15 protein-coding genes are annotated in these 16,508 nt (G+C 65.1%); 13 read left to right on the plus strand and 2 right to left on the minus strand.

Annotated elements, in window-relative coordinates:
• Positions 1–40 precede the first annotated feature (40 nt).
• A complete protein-coding gene (cysC, locus tag ACE10X_RS05300) occupies positions 41–1,960 on the minus strand; it encodes an adenylyl-sulfate kinase (protein ID WP_304557465.1) in 1,920 nt (639 codons plus the stop codon).
• A gap of 63 nt (positions 1,961–2,023) precedes the next feature.
• Entirely contained in the window at positions 2,024–2,818 is a 795-nt protein-coding gene (gene cysD / locus ACE10X_RS05305; protein ID WP_038386140.1) for a sulfate adenylyltransferase subunit CysD, read from the minus strand.
• Between the two features lie 247 nt (positions 2,819–3,065).
• Between cysD and cysG the strand changes: the two genes are divergently transcribed.
• The 13 genes from cysG (at position 3,066) to ACE10X_RS05370 (ending at position 16,491) form a co-directional block, all read left to right on the plus strand.
• On the plus strand, positions 3,066–4,517 hold the full coding sequence (cysG, locus tag ACE10X_RS05310) for a siroheme synthase CysG (protein ID WP_038386133.1): 1,452 nt from the start codon (positions 3,066–3,068) through the stop codon (positions 4,515–4,517).
• Positions 4,514–4,831, plus strand: coding sequence for a DUF2849 domain-containing protein (locus tag ACE10X_RS05315; RefSeq protein ID WP_028334721.1), 318 nt, complete (start codon positions 4,514–4,516; stop codon positions 4,829–4,831). Before cysG ends, ACE10X_RS05315 begins: the two co-directional genes overlap by 4 nt.
• A 12-nt stretch (positions 4,832–4,843) precedes the next feature.
• Complete coding sequence (locus ACE10X_RS05320; RefSeq protein WP_038386134.1) at positions 4,844–6,499, plus strand: nitrite/sulfite reductase; 1,656 nt, start codon at positions 4,844–4,846, stop codon at positions 6,497–6,499.
• A complete protein-coding gene (locus ACE10X_RS05325; protein ID WP_016845212.1) occupies positions 6,486–7,001 on the plus strand; it encodes a DUF934 domain-containing protein in 516 nt (171 codons plus the stop codon). The genes ACE10X_RS05320 and ACE10X_RS05325 overlap by 14 nt, the downstream gene beginning before the upstream one ends.
• Positions 6,998–7,726, plus strand: a complete 729-nt coding sequence (locus ACE10X_RS05330; protein WP_038386135.1) for a phosphoadenylyl-sulfate reductase — start codon at positions 6,998–7,000, stop codon at positions 7,724–7,726. The genes ACE10X_RS05325 and ACE10X_RS05330 overlap by 4 nt, the downstream gene beginning before the upstream one ends.
• A gap of 204 nt (positions 7,727–7,930) precedes the next feature.
• Positions 7,931–8,920: a sulfate ABC transporter substrate-binding protein gene (locus ACE10X_RS05335; RefSeq protein WP_038386136.1), complete on the plus strand. Its 990-nt coding sequence runs from the start codon at positions 7,931–7,933 to the stop codon at positions 8,918–8,920.
• Positions 8,921–8,991: 71 nt separating this feature from the next.
• A complete protein-coding gene (gene cysT, locus ACE10X_RS05340) occupies positions 8,992–9,777 on the plus strand; it encodes a sulfate ABC transporter permease subunit CysT (protein WP_035632094.1) in 786 nt (261 codons plus the stop codon).
• Between the two features lie 8 nt (positions 9,778–9,785).
• Positions 9,786–10,748 carry a sulfate ABC transporter permease subunit CysW gene (cysW, locus tag ACE10X_RS05345; protein WP_375764067.1) on the plus strand — a complete coding sequence of 321 codons (963 nt, stop codon included), beginning with the start codon at positions 9,786–9,788 and terminating at the stop codon, positions 10,746–10,748.
• A complete protein-coding gene (locus tag ACE10X_RS05350; RefSeq protein WP_375764068.1) occupies positions 10,738–11,787 on the plus strand; it encodes a sulfate/molybdate ABC transporter ATP-binding protein in 1,050 nt (349 codons plus the stop codon). Before cysW ends, ACE10X_RS05350 begins: the two co-directional genes overlap by 11 nt.
• Positions 11,788–12,184: 397 nt before the next feature.
• Entirely contained in the window at positions 12,185–12,682 is a 498-nt protein-coding gene (locus ACE10X_RS05355) for a CAP domain-containing protein (RefSeq protein ID WP_016845206.1), read from the plus strand.
• Positions 12,683–12,845: 163 nt separating this feature from the next.
• Positions 12,846–14,015: a DUF3734 domain-containing protein gene (locus ACE10X_RS05360; protein WP_038386137.1), complete on the plus strand. Its 1,170-nt coding sequence runs from the start codon at positions 12,846–12,848 to the stop codon at positions 14,013–14,015.
• 12 nt (positions 14,016–14,027) lie between these two features.
• Positions 14,028–14,816 (plus strand): 3-hydroxybutyrate dehydrogenase, encoded by a 789-nt coding sequence (locus ACE10X_RS05365; protein WP_038386138.1) that lies wholly within the window; start codon positions 14,028–14,030, stop codon positions 14,814–14,816.
• Between the two features lie 277 nt (positions 14,817–15,093).
• Positions 15,094–16,491 (plus strand): FAD-binding oxidoreductase, encoded by a 1,398-nt coding sequence (locus ACE10X_RS05370; RefSeq protein ID WP_051003094.1) that lies wholly within the window; start codon positions 15,094–15,096, stop codon positions 16,489–16,491.
• Positions 16,492–16,508 lie beyond the last annotated feature (17 nt).

Raw genomic sequence — 16,508 nt, forward strand, 5'->3', positions numbered from 1 at the left:
CGGCTCTGAGAAGGCCCCCCAGAGGAGGAGGCCAGGCCGCCTAGATATTCGCCGCGAGGTCGGTCAGTTCGTCGAACAGGATGCCGGTCGTGGCCAGCATCCGCTCGATCTCGTCGGTGGCATCGCTGACCGAGCGGTTCGAGGTGTCGATGGTCAGTTCATTGCCGGTTGGCGGCTGGTAGTCATTGGTGATGCCGGTGAAAGATGGCAATCCGCCGGAGCGGGCCTTGGCGTAATGGCCCTTGGGATCGCGGGTCTCGCAGACCTCGGCCGGCGTCGCGACATAGATCTCGCGGAACGCGCTGTCGGCGATGCGGCGTGCGGCCGCACGGTCGGCGGACGATGGCGACACCGCGGCCACGATCGCGATATGGCCGTTGCGCGCCAGATGGGTCGCGACTTCGGCGAGGCGGCGGATGTTTTCAGCGCGGTCCTGCGGCGAGAAGCCGAGATCGCCGTTCAGCCCGGCACGCAGCGTGTCGCCATCGAGCAGGATCGGCGAGCCGCCATTGCCGAACAGGCGCCGCTCCAGCGCCCGCGCCAGGGTCGACTTCCCCGAGCCGGGCAGGCCGGTCAGCCAGATCACCGCGCCGTTGTGATGGTAGCGCGCCGAGCGCTCGTCCGGCCGCAGCGCGGACTCCACCGGCACGATATCGACCGGCACCGCCGGCCGGCCGGCGTCGACCGACAGCACGAGACCGCCGCCGGCGATCCGGCCGTTGACCTCGATGACGAGGCGGCCGGTGCGCGGATTGTCGGTGTAGGGATCGGTTGCAACCGGCTGCGCCAGCGAAATGTCGATCTCGCCGACATGGTTGCGTGCGATCGCGGTATTCTCTTCGTTGGACAGCGCGCCGGGATCGATCGCCTTCTCGATCGCGACCACGGTGGCGCGGCTTTCCTTGGTGCCGAGCCGGATCAGGATCTGCTCGCCCTTGGTCAGCGGCTTGTCGTGCAGCCAGAAGATCCGGGCGCGGATGCGGCGGGTATCGCGCGGGCTCTGCCCGGAATGTCCGATGATGTCGCCGCGCTCGAGGAACAGCTCGCGGTCGAGCGTGATGCCGACCGAGCGCCCGGCGCCCTGCGGGCCTCCCACCGGCGTCACCGGCCAGCTCTCGACGGTCTTGATCTGCGCGATCTTGCCGGTCGGCATGATCACGATCTCGTCGCCGGCTTTCAGGCTGCCGGATTCGATGCGGCCCGCCACGATGCGGCGGTCGTCGAACTTGTAGATCGCCTGCACCGGCAGCCGCAGCGGCAGCTCGGCCAGCGGGCGTGCCGGCTCGAGCGCATCGAGCGCCTCGACCACGGTCGGTCCCTGGTACCAGTCGATCCGTGCCGTGCGCTCGGCGACGCCGTCGCCGTCGCGCGCCGAGATCGGGATCACCGCCGTGGGCGTTACGCCGAGGCCGATCAGATGCGCGGAAATCTCGTCGCTGATCTCCCTGAAGCGGTCGGCGCTGAACTCGACGCGGTCCATCTTGTTGACCACGACCGCGACCTGCTTCACGCCGAGCAGATGCAGGAGATAGCCGTGCCGCCTGGTCTGGTCGCGCACGCCTTCGAGCGCATCGATGATCAGCACCGCGCCGTCGGCCTGCGAGGCGCCGGTGATCATGTTGCGCAAGAACTCTGCGTGGCCGGGCGCGTCGATCAGCACGACGTCGCGCGAGCGGGTGCGGAAGCGGATCTGGGTGGTGTCGATGGTGATGCCCTGGTCGCGCTCGGTCTGCAGCGCATCAAGCAGGAACGACCACTCGAACGGCATGCCGCGCCGCGCGCTCACCGCCTTCAGCATTTCCAGCTTGCCGTCCGGCAGGCTGCCGGTCTCATGCAACAGGCGCCCGACCAGCGTCGACTTGCCGTGATCGACATGGCCGACGATGACGATGCGCACCTGCGGCCGCGTCGTGCCGTTGGGCGTTGCCGAGATCGAGGCGGTGGGAAGGATCATGTTCATCGGAACGCTCGCACGAAGTGGGAAGCCAAGTTGCTTGGAGTCAGGTGTTGCTTCGAGTGTCGATCAGAGATAGCCGGCGACGCGCAGCCGCTCGAACGCATCCTCGGTCTCGTGGTCGAGCGCGCGGCCGGCGCGCTCCGGGACCTTGGTGCCGTCGAGCTCGGTGAGGATCTCGTCGATGTTGGAGGCGGTGGAGGCGACCGGGAAGGTGATGTCGGCATCACCCAGCGAGCGGTAGCGCTTGCCGTCCTTGGCGAGATAGAGCGGGATGATCGGAATGCCTTCGCGCTTGGTGTAGGCCCAGATGTCGGCCTCGGTCCAATGCAGGATCGGATGGATGCGCAAATGCGCGCCTTGCGGCGGCGAGGCGTTGAACTGGTCCCAGAACTCCGGCGGCTGGTCGCGGACGTCCCATTCGCCCTCGAGGCCGCGCGGCGAGAACACGCGCTCCTTGGCGCGCGTCGCCTCTTCGTCGCGGCGGATGCCTGCGATCAGTCCGTCAAAGCCGAATTTATTGAGTGCGAGCTTCAGCCCCTCGGTCTTGCGCGCGGCGGAACGCGCGGCCGGCGGCAGGGTCGGGTCGACGCTGTCGATCGGCGGGCAAGGCTCGACGCGCAGGTCGAGGTCCCATTCCTTTCCGAAGCGATCGCGGAACGCATACATCTCCGGAAACTTCTTGCCGGTGTCGACATGCAGCGCGGGGAACGGGACGCGGCCGAAGAACGCCTTGCGCGCCAGCCAGATCATCACGTTGGAATCCTTGCCGAGCGACCACAGCAGCGCGAGCTTCTTCAGCCGGGCGAACGCCTCGCGCAAAATATAGATGCTCTGGGCCTCCAGCTCGTCGAGATGATCCATCGACGGCGGTGCCTGATTGGCGGGAATCCCCGGCACGGAAGATGCATTGCTAAGGGCTGCGGACCGCGTCCTGGCGGCGACGGATTCGTTGTCGAGAAGATGCATCTCTTGGCCTTGGCCTGTGGAGTTGAAAATTCTAAAGTTGCGCTGCAATAGAGAAGAAATAATTTTCTCTTTGCTGGGCTTGATCGAGAGATAAATAGAAAATAATTTCAGTCAACCCCCAAATTGGGGAAGCGAGTGTCTGATGCGATATCTGCCGGTGTTTCTGGATCTGCAAAGCGGCAAGGTGCTGCTCGTTGGAGCGGGCGATCTCGCGCGCGCCAAGTTGCGGCTGCTTGCAGCCGCCGGCGCCGCAGTGCGCTGGTACGCGACTGACGGCGATCATGACATTGCCGGTCTCGCCACGGAGGACGCCGTGCGGATCGAGCGCGCCGAAGGCGATCCGCTCACCGCCGATCTCTCCGATGTCATCGCCGTCCTCTGTGCCGGCGCCGGCGAGATCGGTGTTGCGATGTCGGTGCGCGCCAAAGCGATCGGCCTGCCGGTCAATGTGATGGACGACCTCGTACACTCCACCTTCATCATGCCGGCGATCGTCGATCGCGGCGATGTCGTGGTCGCAGTTGGCACCGGCGGCACGTCGCCGGTGGTGGCGCGCCGCATCCGCGAGAAGATCGAGGCGGTGCTTCCGGCGCGGATCGGCGATCTCGCCGGCTTCATCGGCGGCGTCCGCAAATCGATCCACGCCCGCATCGAGGAGTTTCCGCTGCGCCGCCGCTTCTGGGAGCGCATCGTCGACGGCCCGATCGGCGCGCTGGTGCTGGCCGGCCGCAAGGACGAGGCCGAGCGGGCGCTGAACGCGATCACCGATCCCGCCGCATTCGCCGGCGCGAGCGCGGAAGGCAAAGCCATCGGTCACGTGACGCTGGTCGGCGCCGGTCCCGGCGATCCGGATCTGCTCACGGTGAAGGCGTTGCGCGCGCTGCAGGATGCCGACGTCGTGTTCTATGACGAGTTGGTGTCGCCGGAAATTCTCGATCGCATCCGACGCGATGCCACGCGGATCCCGGTCGGCCGCCGTGTCGGCAAGCCCGGCATCGGCCAGGACGCCATCAATGCACTGATGATCGAGGCCGCGCAGTCGGGCCAGCGCGCGGTGCGGCTGAAGGGCGGCGATCCCTTTATCTTTGGCCGCGGCGGCGAGGAGATCGAGGCGCTGCGCGACGCCGGCGTCGCTTACTCCATCATTCCGGGCGTCTCGGCCGGTCTGGGCGCGGCCGCGCAATTCGAAGTGCCGTTGACCTTCAGGCACGAGGCGCTGCGCATCACCTTCCTCACCGCGCACAAGGCGCGCGATGCCGAGGTCGTCGACTGGTCGGTGCTGACAGACAAGAAGATGACCGTCGTCGTCTATATGGGCATGACCGCGGCGCCTTCGATCCGCGAAGGCATGCTTGCCGCGGGCCGCTCGCCGGAGACGCCGGTCGGCGTGTTCGCGCGCGTGACGCGGCCGGATGCCAAGGCCGCGGTCGGCACGCTGGCGCGGCTGCCCGAACTGGTCAAACAGGTCGATGGCGGTCCCGCCATTCTCATCATCGGCGACGTGGTCGCGCATTCCGCGCCGTGGAGCCGGTCCAACGTCACCCAACTCTTCTCCAACCAGATGTTCTCCGAACTGCTGAAAGCTGCCGAATGACCTCTCCGCTTGAACAGAAGAAAATCAGGATCACGGGCCCCTCGGTGGTGACCGCCAACCGCACCTGGGATGGTGCCGTGGTGTACCGAACCGCCAAGCAAGGCTGGTCCACCGAACTGTCCGATTCCGCCGTCGTCAGCACCTCCGACGACGCGCGCGCTCTCTTGGCCGAAGCCACCGCCGACGATGTCGGCGCGGTCGGCCCCTACATCGCGCCGGTCGAGCTCAAGGACGGCGGCAAGCTCAAGCCGGGCAATCTTCGCGAACATATCCGCGCCAAGGGCGTCACGATCGATCTCCAGGTGCCGGCGTAAGGCTCATCCATCATGTATGCATATGACGAACTCGACCGCACGCTGATCAACGAGCGTGTTTCGGAATTCCGCGACCAGGTGAAGCGCCGCCTTTCCGGCGAGCTCACCGAGGACGAATTCAAGATCCTGCGCTTGCAGAACGGCGTGTACTTGCAGCTGCACGCCTACATGTTCCGCGTCGCGATCCCCTACGGCACGCTGTCGTCGAAGCAGCTGCGCCGGCTCGCCCATGTGGCGCGCCGCTACGATCGCGGCTACGGCCACTTCACCACGCGGCAGAACATCCAGTTCAACTGGATCAAGCTTGCCGAGCTGCCCGACGCGCTGGCCGATCTTGCCGAAGTCGGCATCCATGCGATGCAGACCTCCGGCAACAACATGCGCAACGTCACCTCGGACCAGTGGGCCGGCGTCGCGCCGGGCGAGATCGAAGATCCGCGGATCTGGTCGGAGCTGATCCGCCAGCACACCACGCTGCATCCGGAATTCTCGTTCCTGCCGCGCAAGTTCAAGATCGCGATCACCGCCGCCGAGCACGATCGCGCCGCGATCAAGATCCACGACATCGGGCTGCGCCTGCACAAGAATGCCGACGGCGAGACCGGCTTCGAGGTGCTGGTCGGCGGCGGCCTCGGCCGCACGCCGTTCATCGCCAAGACCATCAAGCCGTTCGTTTCGGGCCGCGATATCCTGAGCTACATCGAGGCGATCCTGCGCGTCTACAACCAGTACGGCCGCCGCGACAACATCTACAAGGCGCGCATCAAGATCCTGGTGCACGAGCTCGGCATCGAGAAGTTCGCCAGGGAAGTTGAGGAAGAGTGGAAGGCGATGGGCGATGTCGGGCTGACGCTCGATCACACCGCCATCGAGGAGGTCCGCTCACGCTTCTCCTATCCGCCGTACGAGAAGCTGCCGCACATGCCGGACGAGCTGAAGCAGGCCGCGCATGACAAGCTGTTCGAGCGCTGGCGCAAGAACTCGGTGTCGGCGCACAAAGTGCAGGGCTACTCGATCGTGACGCTGTCGCTGAAGCCGGTCGGTGGCCCTCCGGGCGATGCCACCGCGGAGCAGATGGACGCAGTCGCCGACCTCGCCGACAAATATTCGTTCGGCGAGATCCGCGTCGGCCACGAGCAGAACCTGGCGCTGCCGCACGTCGCCAAGCGCGACCTGCCGCAACTGTTCAAGGCGCTCGATCGCCTCGGCCTCGCGACGCCGAACGTCAACCTCGTCACCGACATCATCGCCTGCCCCGGGCTGGATTACTGCTCGCTGGCCAATGCGCGCTCGATCCCGATCGCGCAGGAGCTGACGCGCCGTTTCGCCAACCACGACACCGCCGACCTGATCGGCCGGCTGCACATCAACATCTCCGGCTGCATCAATGCCTGCGGCCATCACCATGTCGGCCACATCGGCATTCTCGGCGTCGAGAAGAACGGCGAGGAATTCTACCAGATCACGATCGGCGGCCGCGCCGACGAGAACGCGCAGTTGGGCACCTTGATCGGCCCGGCCGTGCCATATGCGGAAGTTGCCGATGTGATCGAAGACATTGTCGAAGCCTATCTCGCGCTGCGGGACCGTCCCGAGGAACTGTTCGTCGATACGGTGAAGCGTCTGGGCGTCGAGCCTATCAGGGAGCGGGTCTATGCCACTCGTTAAGCAGGGAAGAATCACCACCGATCTGTTCGTGCATGTCGCCGACGGCGCCGAGTTGCCGGGCGACGGCGCGGTGCTGGTGAGCGCCGAGCGCTTTCTCGCCGATCCGGAGGCGCTGCTGCGCCGTCCCGGCAAGCTAGGGGTGATCTGGCCGAACAACCGCAACCTCGACGATCTCGTGCCGCATCTCGACCGGCTGGCCTCGGTCGCGCTGGTGTTTCCGACCTTCCGCGACGGCCGCGCCTACAGCCAGGCGCGCCTGCTGCGCGAGCGTTATGGCTATGACGGCGAGCTGCGCGCCACCGGCCAGATCCTGCGTGACCAGTTCGTGTTCATGACGCGCGCCGGCTTCGACGCCTTCGAGGTGAAGAAGGATGCCGATGCCGACGCGTTTGCCGCGACCATGAAGCGCTATTCGGTGTTCTACCAGCCGACCGGCGACGGCCGCGTCACCGCACTCAACCGCCGCATGCAGCTGCGTCACTCGGAGAGCGCCGGCCAGTGAGCACGCTTGCACCAGAGCTCGCAGTGGCGCCGGCCGCATTGCCCGCGGCCGATGCGCTCGATCGCGCGCTGCGCACGGCGTCACCCGCCGAGGTGATCGCGGCCGCGGTCAAGACGCTCGGCCGCGAGAAGGTGGCGCTGGTGTCGTCGTTCGGCACCGAGTCCGCCGCGCTGCTCAAGGTGATGGCGGACGTCGATCCGGCTATCCCGGTGGTGTTTCTCGACACCGGCTGGCTCTTCGAGGAGACGCTGGCTTATCGTGACACTTTGATCAAGACGCTCGGCCTCACCGACGTGCGTTCGATCAAGCCCGATGAGGAAGCGCTGTCGCGACAGGATCCGGACCGCGAATTGTGGTTCACCGATCCCGACGCCTGCTGCCGCATCCGCAAGGTCGAGCCGCTGGCGCGCGCGCTGAAGCCGTTCGCCGGCTGGATCAACGGCCGCAAGCGTTTCCAGGGCGGTGCCCGCGCCGACATCCCGGTTGTCGAGGATGACGGCGTCAGGCTGAAATTCAATCCGTTCGCCAATGTCTCCCGCGAGGAGATCGAGGCGATCTACACGCTCGGCAAGCTGCCGCCGCATCCACTTGTCGCATCGGGATATCAGTCGGTCGGGTGTATGCCTTGCAGCAGCCGGTCCGCTGCCGGCGAGGATGCGCGCGACGGCCGCTGGCGCGGCCGGGCCAAGACGGAATGCGGCATCCATACAATGAAGATGTCATAGAGCATGGAGCAGGGCGCTCGATCGCGATGACGGGTCATCGCGATTTGGCGACGCGACAAAGCCTTCGCAGTGCGGCGACTTCGTAGCACAAGCGCGCTGCGCCGCCGAAAACAAAGAAAACCGGTTTCGTTGACTTAAGACCACTTCGCCGTGAGTTATGTCTTGCGTGTTCCCTGACATTTCTCAGGTTGAATGGAGACAGAAATGATCCGTCGTATCCTGCCGCTGGTCGCGGGACTGTTGTGGGCGAGCTCGGCCTTTGCGGCCGACTACTCGCTGCTGAACGTGTCCTACGATCCGACGCGCGAGCTCTATGTCGATTTCAACAAGGCGTTCGCCGCGGCCTATCAGAAGGAAACCGGCAAGAGCGTCGAGATCAAGCAGTCGCATGGCGGCTCGGGCTCGCAGGCGCGCTCGGTGATCGACGGATTGCAGGCCGATGTCGTCACGCTGGCGCTTGCCTATGACATCGATGCGATCGCGGGCAAGGGCCTGATCGCCGCCGACTGGCAGAAGCGGCTGCCGCTCAATGCCTCGCCCTACACCTCGACCATCGTGTTCCTGGTGCGCAAGGGCAATCCCAAGGGCATCAAGGATTGGGACGATTTGATCAAGTCCGGCGTCAGCGTCATCACGCCGAACCCGAAGACCTCGGGCGGCGCGCGCTGGAATTATCTCGCCGCCTGGGGCTATGCGCAGAAGAAGTTCGGCTCGGCGGACAAGGCGAAGAAATTCGTCGCCGACCTCTATCAGAACGTGCCGGTGCTCGACACCGGCGCGCGCGGCTCGACCGTGACCTTCGTCGAGCGCGGCGTCGGCGACGTGCTGCTGGCGTGGGAGAACGAAGCTTTTCTGGCGCTGCGCGAATTCGGCGCGGACAAGTTCGAGATCGTGGCCCCGCCGCAGTCGATCCTGGCCGAGCCGCCGGTCGCCGTCGTCGACACGGTCGCCGACAAGAAGGGCACCCGGGCGGTCGCCGAAGCCTATCTGAAGTACTGGTACACCAAGGAAGGCCAGGAGATCGCCGCGCGCAACTCCTACCGGCCGCGCGATCCCGAGATCGCCAAGGAGTACGAAAAATCCTTCGCCAAGGTTGAACTTTTCACCATCGACGACGTTTTTGGTGGTTGGACCAAGGCGCAGAAGGAGCACTTCGCCGAGGGCGGCATCTTCGATCAGATTTACAAGAACTGATCGGATTATCAGGGGGATATGTGAGCACAGCGGTTGCACGGCGCAGTACCCTGCCGGGGTTCGGTCTCACCATGGGACTGACCCTGACATGGCTCTCCGTCATCATCCTGATTCCGCTGGCTGCGCTGTTCCTCAAGACGTTCGAGCTCAGCCTCGACCAGTTCTGGGGCATCATCACCAGTCGCCGCACCCTGAACGCGCTGAAGATTTCGTTTGGGCTTTCGTTTGCGGCCGCCTGCGTCAATCTGGTGATGGGCACCATCATCGTCTGGGCGCTGGTGCGCTACCGTTTTCCGGGCCGGCGGCTGTTCGACGCCATCGTCGATATTCCCTTTGCCTTGCCGACGGCGGTCGCCGGCGTCGCGCTGACGCAGCTGTTCGCCCAGAAGGGCTGGCTCGGCGCGCCGCTCGCCGAGCTCGGCATCAAGGTCGCGTTCACGCCGATCGGCATCTTCATCGCGATGATCTTCATCGGCATTCCGTTCGTGGTGCGCACGGTGCAGCCGGTGCTGATCGATCTCGATCCCGAGATCGAGGAGGCGGCGGCGAGCCTGGGCGCCAATCGCTGGCACACCGTGTTTCGCGTCATCCTGCCGAGTTTGATCCCGGCGCTGCTCACCGGCTTCGCGCTGGCCTTCGCCCGCGCCATCGGTGAATATGGCTCGGTGATCTTCATCGCGGGCAATCTGCCCAATGTCTCCGAGATCGCGCCGCTGTTGATCGTGATCCGGCTGTCCGAATTCCGCTATGCCGATGCCACTGCGATCGCGGTCGTGATGCTGGTGGCCTCGTTCCTGATCATCTTCCTGATCAACCGGCTGCAGCGCTGGGCGCAAGCCCGCATCCCCGTGCATTGAGGCTCAAGATGTCGATGCAGACGGGATTGGTGACCTCGACCACGCAACTGCGGACCTACGCACCCGCGACCGATGTCAGCGTGGCGGCGCCGGCGCCGCGGCTCGAGATCGCGCGCGCGGAGCCGGGGACGGCGCAGCGCAATTTGCGCACCGAGCCCGGCCCGGTCCGCTTCATCATCATCGCGCTGGCGATCGCCTTCCTCAGCATCTTCGTCGTGCTGCCGCTGGTCGTGGTGTTTGCGTCGGCGTTCTCGAAAGGTGTCGTCGCCTATTTCGCGGCGCTGGCGGAGCCCGAGGCGCTCGCCGCCATCAAGCTGACGCTCTTGATCGCCGCGATCTCGGTCACGCTCAACCTCGTGTTCGGCGTGATCGCGGCCTGGGCGATCTCGAAGTTCGAGTTCACCGGCAAGACCTTCCTGATCACGCTGATCGACCTGCCGTTCTCGGTCTCGCCGGTGATTTCGGGCCTGGTCTTCGTGCTGCTGTTCGGCGCGCAGGGCTATTTCGGGCCGTGGCTGCAGGCGCATAACGTCCACATCCTGTTCGCGGTGCCCGGCATCGCGCTGGCGACGATCTTCGTCACTTTCCCCTTCGTGGCGCGCGCGCTGATCCCGCTGATGCAGGAGCAGGGCACCCAGGAAGAGGAGGCGGCGATCTCGCTCGGCGCCTCCGGCCTGCAGACCTTCTTCCGCGTCACGCTGCCCAACATCAAATGGGGCCTGCTGTACGGCGTCCTGCTCTGCAACGCGCGCGCGATGGGCGAGTTCGGCGCGGTGTCGGTCGTGTCCGGCCACATCCGCGGCGAGACCAACACGATGCCGCTCTTGGTCGAAATTCTCTACAACGAATACCAGTTCGTCGCCTCGTTCGCGATCGCGTCGCTGCTCGCGATGCTGGCGCTGATCACCCTGGTGGCGAAAACCGTTCTCGAGCGGCGGCTCGACGAGGCAGAGGTGCCCGATGGCGATTGAAGTCAAGAATATCGTAAAGACGTTCGGCAGCTTCGCCGCGCTCGATAATGTCGATCTCAAGGTCGCCGACGGCGAGTTGCTAGCCCTGCTCGGTCCGTCGGGTTCCGGCAAGACGACGCTGCTGCGCATCATCGCGGGCCTGGACTGGCCCGACTCGGGCGAGGTCGCGATCGACGGCGAGAATGCGCTCTCGCGCGGCGCCAGCGAGCGCCAGGTCGGCTTCGTGTTCCAGCACTACGCGCTGTTCCGCCACATGACGGTGTTCGAGAACGTCGCCTTCGGCCTGCGGGTGCAGCCGCGCGCGATCCGCAAGGGCGAGGCGACGATCCGCGCCCGCGTCAAGAACCTGCTCGACCTGGTGCAGCTCGATTGGCTGGCCAACCGCTATCCCAGCCAATTGTCCGGCGGCCAGCGCCAGCGCATCGCGCTGGCGCGCGCGCTCGCGATCGAGCCCCGGATCCTCTTGCTCGACGAGCCGTTCGGCGCGCTCGATGCCAAGGTGCGCAAGGAGCTCAGGCAATGGCTGCGCTCGCTGCACAACGAGATCCACGTCACCTCGATCTTCGTCACCCATGACCAGGAAGAAGCGCTGGAAGTCGCCAACCGCGTCGTGGTGATGGACAAGGGCAAGATCGAGCAGATCGGCTCGCCCGGCGAGGTCTATGACAATCCGGCGACCGCCTTCGTGCACGGCTTCATCGGCGAATCCATCGTGCTGCCGGTCGACGTCGCCGGCGATGCGGTGCGGCTGGACGGCCGTCCCCTGAACATTCCGGCGCTCGGCGCGGCATCGGGCGCGGCCAAACTGTTCGTCCGCCGCCACGACATGGCGGTCGGCCCGGCTGGAACCGGCGCCCTGGAAGGCGCCATCCGGCATGTCCGTTCGTTCGGTCCGATCCAGCGCGCCGAGGTGGCCCTGTCGGGAAGCGAGGGCAAGACCGTGATCGAGATCGACGCCCCCCGCGACCGCGAGCTCCAGGCCGGCGAAATCGTCTCCCTGCAGCCCCGCCGCTACCGGATCTTTGCCGCGCAGGAGTAGGGCCCAACCGCTCTATCCGAACTCCCCTTGAAAGGGGAGGTCGCTTGGCTCGCCAGAGCGAAGCGGGTGGGGATCTTGCCTCCGCAGCATCGCTGTCGCCTGTGGCCGACCCCCATCCCGACATTCCCCCTTTCAGGGGGAAGGGGAAGCGGGCCGATCACCGAGGCTCCGTAGCCCGGAGAAGCCAACGGGTCGCGCGAACGCGCGCCCGATGACAGGCTCCGCGTAATGCGGGACTTCGTTCCGCGGATCGACCGTTCCCGGATTGCGCTCCGCTCCATCCGGGCTACGGGGCCCGGGGGTCGGTGGCCTTTGATGGCCAAAAGTTAGCCCCTGTTCACCATTCAGCCACGGTTGGTATGCAACAACGGCGGGCCAACCTTGGGGGTTCTCAAAAGTGAAACGGACGACGGTCGCCCTGTTCGGGCTTCTGGTGCTTGCCGGCTGCGCCGCCGACACCAAACTCCCGGAAGAACCGGCCATGTATCTCAACATGGCACAGCCCGGCGCGGTGCTGGATAGCCAGGCCGCCGCGATCATGTTCTCGCAGTACCGCCAGAACAATGGTCTTGGTACCGTGGTGGTGGATCCGGACCTGACCAAGCTCGCCGAGCAGCAATCGCAGGCGATGGCCGCCCGCAACAAGATGGACCATGACGTGAAGGCCCCGCTCGGCAAGCGGCTGCAGGCCGGGGGCTATCCTGCGACGGTGGCGGTCGAGAACATCTCGGCCGGCTATCACACGCTGGCGGAAGCCTTTTCGGGCTGGCGCGATTCACCGCCGCACAAGGCCAATATGCTGAAAGGCGGTGTCACAAAAATGGGCATCGCGGCGGTCTATGCACCCAACACCAAGTACAAGGTGTTCTGGACGCTCATTTTGGCGGCAACCTGATCTCGATAAACTCCGCGTGATCTGGAGCATGATCCGGAAAAGTGTGAGGCGGTTTTCCGGGAAGATCATGCTCAAACAAAGAGCCCCGCATCTCGTTGATTGACGCCGCGGCGAACAGCCGCCACGGTGCGCCTCAAGTCATTTCCTGACCCAACGGTTACGCATGGATACTTCGGATTCCGCGCCGGCCTCGACGCCCGCGCAAGCGCAGCGCGTGCTGGTTCTTCAGGGCGGCGGCGCGCTCGGCTCCTATCAGGCCGGCGCCTTTCAGGCGCTCTGTCACGCAGGCTTCGAGCCGGAATGGATCGCCGGCATCTCGATCGGCGCCATCAATGCCGCGATCATCGCCGGCAACGAGCCGGCCAAGCGCGTGCCGCGGTTGAAGGAATTCTGGGAGATGGTGTCGGCGCCGGTGCCGTGGAATCCGGTCTCCAAGCATGAGCGCGCCCGCTCGCTGTTCAACGAGACCAGCGCCGCCATCATCGCGACCTTCGGCGTGCCCGGCTTCTTCACGCCGCGGATTCCGCCGGCGCCGCTGTGGCCGCCCGGCAGCTCGCAATCGCTGAGCTATTACGACACCGCGCCCCTGAAGAACACGCTGGAGCGCCTCGTTGATTTCGACCGCATCAACGATCTGAAGACGCGCCTGTCGGTCGGCGCGGTCAGCGTCACCTCGGGTAATTTCCGCTATTTCGACAATTACGAGTTCAGGAAGCTCGGCAAGAAGATCGGCCCCGAGCACATCATGGCCTCGGGCGCGCTGCCGCCGGGCTTTCCGTCCGTGGTGATCGAGGGCGAGCATTACTGGGACGGCGGCATCGCCTCCAACACCCCGCTCGACTTCGTGCTCGACGAGGAGACCAGCCGCGATCTCCTGATCTTCCAGGTCGATCTGTTCAGCGCACGCGGGCCGTTGCCGGAGACGCTGCTGGAGGCCGCCGAGCGCGAGAAGGACATCCGCTATTCCAGCCGGACGCGGATGAACACCGACAAGAACAGGCAGATCCACAACGCCCGCATGGCGGTGCGCGACCTGATCGGCAAGCTGCCCGATTACCTGAAGAACGATCCGTCGGTCGAGCTGCTGCGCAAGGCGTCCAAGGAGAACACCGTCACGGTGGTTCACCTGATCTACAAGAGCAAGAACTACGAGAGCTCCTCGAAGGATTACGACTTCTCCCACGTTGCGATGGTCGAGCACTGGGGCGCCGGCGTGCGCGACGTGCATTTGTCGATGCGTCACAAAGAATGGCTAGAACGGCCTCAGTCCGGGGAAACCATGGTGACTTACGATCTCACGGGGGACGAACCCAAGCCCCCGGCAAGCAAATAGGAGCGAAGAACAATGGGTACGTTGACAGGCAAGACCGCCGTTGTGACCGGCTCGACCAGCGGCATCGGATTGGCTTATGCCCGCGCCTTTGCCGGCGCCGGCGCCAATATCGTCCTCAACGGCATGGGCGTTCCGGCCGATATCGAGAAGGAGCGTTCCGGCATCGAGACCGACTTCAAGGTCAAGGCGGTGCATTCGCCGGCCGACATGACCAAGCCGGCCGAGATCGCCGAGATGATCGCGCTCGGTGAGAAGACCTTCGGTTCGGTCGATATCCTGGTCAACAATGCCGGCATCCAGTTCGTGTCGCCGATCGAGGAATTCCCGCCGGAGAAGTGGGAAGCGATCATCGCGATCAATCTGTCGTCGGCGTTCTACGGCATCCGCGCCGCGGTGCCCGGCATGAAGAAGCGCGGCTGGGGCCGCATCATCAACACCGCCTCGGCGCATTCGCTGGTCGCTTCGCCGTTCAAGTCGGCCTATGTCTCGGCCAAGCACGGCATTGCCGGCCTCACCAAGACGGTGGCGCTGGAGCTCGCGCAGCACAAGATCACCTGCAACTGCATCAGCCCGGGCTATGTCTGGACCCCGCTGGTCGAGCACCAGATCCCGGAGACCATGAAGGCGCGCAACATGACCAAGGAGCAGGTCATCAAGGACGTGCTGCTCGCCGCGCAGCCGACCAAGGAGTTCGTGACCTCCGATCAGGTCGCAGCGCTTGCGCTGTTCCTGTGCAGCGACGACGCCGCGCAGATCACCGGCTCCAACTACTCGATCGACGGCGGCTGGACCGCGGAGTAATTTCCCGGCGGGATTTGGCGGCCTCAGAACAAGCCGGCCCTGATTGGATCAGGGCCGGCTTTTGTTTTGCGGCAGCGAGCCAGGGTGGACGACATCGCAGGCCGTGCGCGTGTCGGCGTGTGCCTCGAGACGAAATGGACCGACCTCGCAGATCGTCGCCAGCGCCTGGAGCCATCCCTTTTCCGGCGAAATTTCGCAACTTTTTCCGATCGGATTCAGGACGATTTGGCACGCCGTGAGATGATGGCATGGGCATTCGTGGCGAGGAGCAAATCGGATGGAGCAGCGGCAGCCATATGACGAGGTGACGGGCAAATCGCATTCCGAGCGTCGGCCCGCCTCCCAGCTACGGCTCAAGGGGGAGGTGGTCCTCGCCGGGAGCGCCGGTTACGACGAGGCGCGCAGGGTCTGGAACGGCGCCGTCGACAGGCGGCCGGCCATGATCGCTTACTGCGCGGATACCCGGGACGTGGTCGAGGCGGTGACGTTCGCGCAGTCCCGCACGTTCCCGGTGGCGGTTCGCAGCGGAGGCCACAATGTCGCCGGCCTCTCGGTCTGTGACGGCGGCATGGTCATCGACCTGTCGCGGATGAAACGCATCGACATCGATCCGGTCCGGCGCACCGCGCGCGCGGAGGCCGGCCTCGATCTCGGCGAATTCGATCGTGCCACGCAGGCGCACGGCCTGGCGACCACCATGGGGGTCAACAGCGACACCGGCATCGCCGGGCTCACGCTTGGCGGCGGCTTCGGCAAGCTCGGGCGAAAATACGGGTTGACCTGCGACAACCTGATTGCCGCCGAAGTGGTGACGGCCGAGGGACAGGTCTTGAGGGCCAGCGCGACCGAACGCCCCGACCTGCTCTGGGGCTTGAGAGGCGGCGGCGGCAATTTCGGCATCGTGACTGCGTTCGAATACCAGTTGCATCCGATCGGCACGTCGTTGCCCGTCGCGTCAACGCTTTATCCTTACGATCAGGCGCGCGAGGCCATGCAGTTCTACGATGAATTCGCCCGAAACGCTGTCGATGAGATCAACGTCGATGCGGCCCTTGTGACGCTGCCGTCGGGCGACCGGTTCTTCAACATCTCCGGTTGTTATGTCGGCTCGCATCATGACGGTGAGCGCGCGCTTTCGCCGATCGTCAAGTTCGGCTCGCCCGTTGAGACGCGCCTCGCAACCGTCCCCTATCTCGAGATTCAGTCGGGTGGCGATGCCCTGTTTCCGCGGGGACGTCGCTATTACTGGAAGGCGCAGTTCCTGCGCGAGATCGGTGCGGGCGCGATCGACGCGCTGCTCGACGCCTATGCGAGAGCCCCCAACACCTCGTCCTTGCTGGTCCTCCAGCATGTCGGCGGCGCGATTGCACGGGTTCCGGTATCGAACTCGCCCTACGCAAACCGCGATGCGGCGTTCGACTGCTTTCCGGTCGCGATCTGGGACGATCCAGCCGGTGACGAGGCGAACATGCGTTGGGCCCGCGAGCTGTGGAGTGCCGTCAGGCCCTATTCGACGGGCGGTGTCTATGCCAACAACCTGGGAGATGAGGGCGAAGACCGGGTGCGCGACGCCTATGGCGAAAATTACGCACGTCTCGTCGCGCTCAAAGCCAAATACGATCCGACCAATTTCTTCCGCCTGAACCAGAATATCAGGCCGACGACACAATCATGATAACTGGAACTGGAGGA

The sequence above is a fragment of the Bradyrhizobium sp. Pha-3 genome, assembly GCF_042258325.1.
Lineage (GTDB): Bacteria > Pseudomonadota > Alphaproteobacteria > Rhizobiales > Xanthobacteraceae > Bradyrhizobium > Bradyrhizobium elkanii.

Coding starts and splice junctions, on each gene's coding strand:
- ACE10X_RS05315 (WP_028334721.1), top strand. CDS start 4,514: ATGACCTCTCCGCTTGAACAGAAGAAAATCAGGATCACGGGCCCCTCG.
- cysC (WP_304557465.1), bottom strand. CDS start 1,960: ATGAACATGATCCTTCCCACCGCCTCGATCTCGGCAACGCCCAACGGC.
- cysG (WP_038386133.1), top strand. CDS start 3,066: ATGCGATATCTGCCGGTGTTTCTGGATCTGCAAAGCGGCAAGGTGCTG.
- ACE10X_RS05335 (WP_038386136.1), top strand. CDS start 7,931: ATGATCCGTCGTATCCTGCCGCTGGTCGCGGGACTGTTGTGGGCGAGC.
- cysT (WP_035632094.1), top strand. CDS start 8,992: ATGGGACTGACCCTGACATGGCTCTCCGTCATCATCCTGATTCCGCTG.
- ACE10X_RS05365 (WP_038386138.1), top strand. CDS start 14,028: ATGGGTACGTTGACAGGCAAGACCGCCGTTGTGACCGGCTCGACCAGC.
- cysD (WP_038386140.1), bottom strand. CDS start 2,818: ATGGATCATCTCGACGAGCTGGAGGCCCAGAGCATCTATATTTTGCGC.
- ACE10X_RS05325 (WP_016845212.1), top strand. CDS start 6,486: ATGCCACTCGTTAAGCAGGGAAGAATCACCACCGATCTGTTCGTGCAT.
- cysW (WP_375764067.1), top strand. CDS start 9,786: ATGTCGATGCAGACGGGATTGGTGACCTCGACCACGCAACTGCGGACC.
- ACE10X_RS05320 (WP_038386134.1), top strand. CDS start 4,844: ATGTATGCATATGACGAACTCGACCGCACGCTGATCAACGAGCGTGTT.
- ACE10X_RS05370 (WP_051003094.1), top strand. CDS start 15,094: ATGGAGCAGCGGCAGCCATATGACGAGGTGACGGGCAAATCGCATTCC.
- ACE10X_RS05350 (WP_375764068.1), top strand. CDS start 10,738: ATGGCGATTGAAGTCAAGAATATCGTAAAGACGTTCGGCAGCTTCGCC.
- ACE10X_RS05360 (WP_038386137.1), top strand. CDS start 12,846: ATGGATACTTCGGATTCCGCGCCGGCCTCGACGCCCGCGCAAGCGCAG.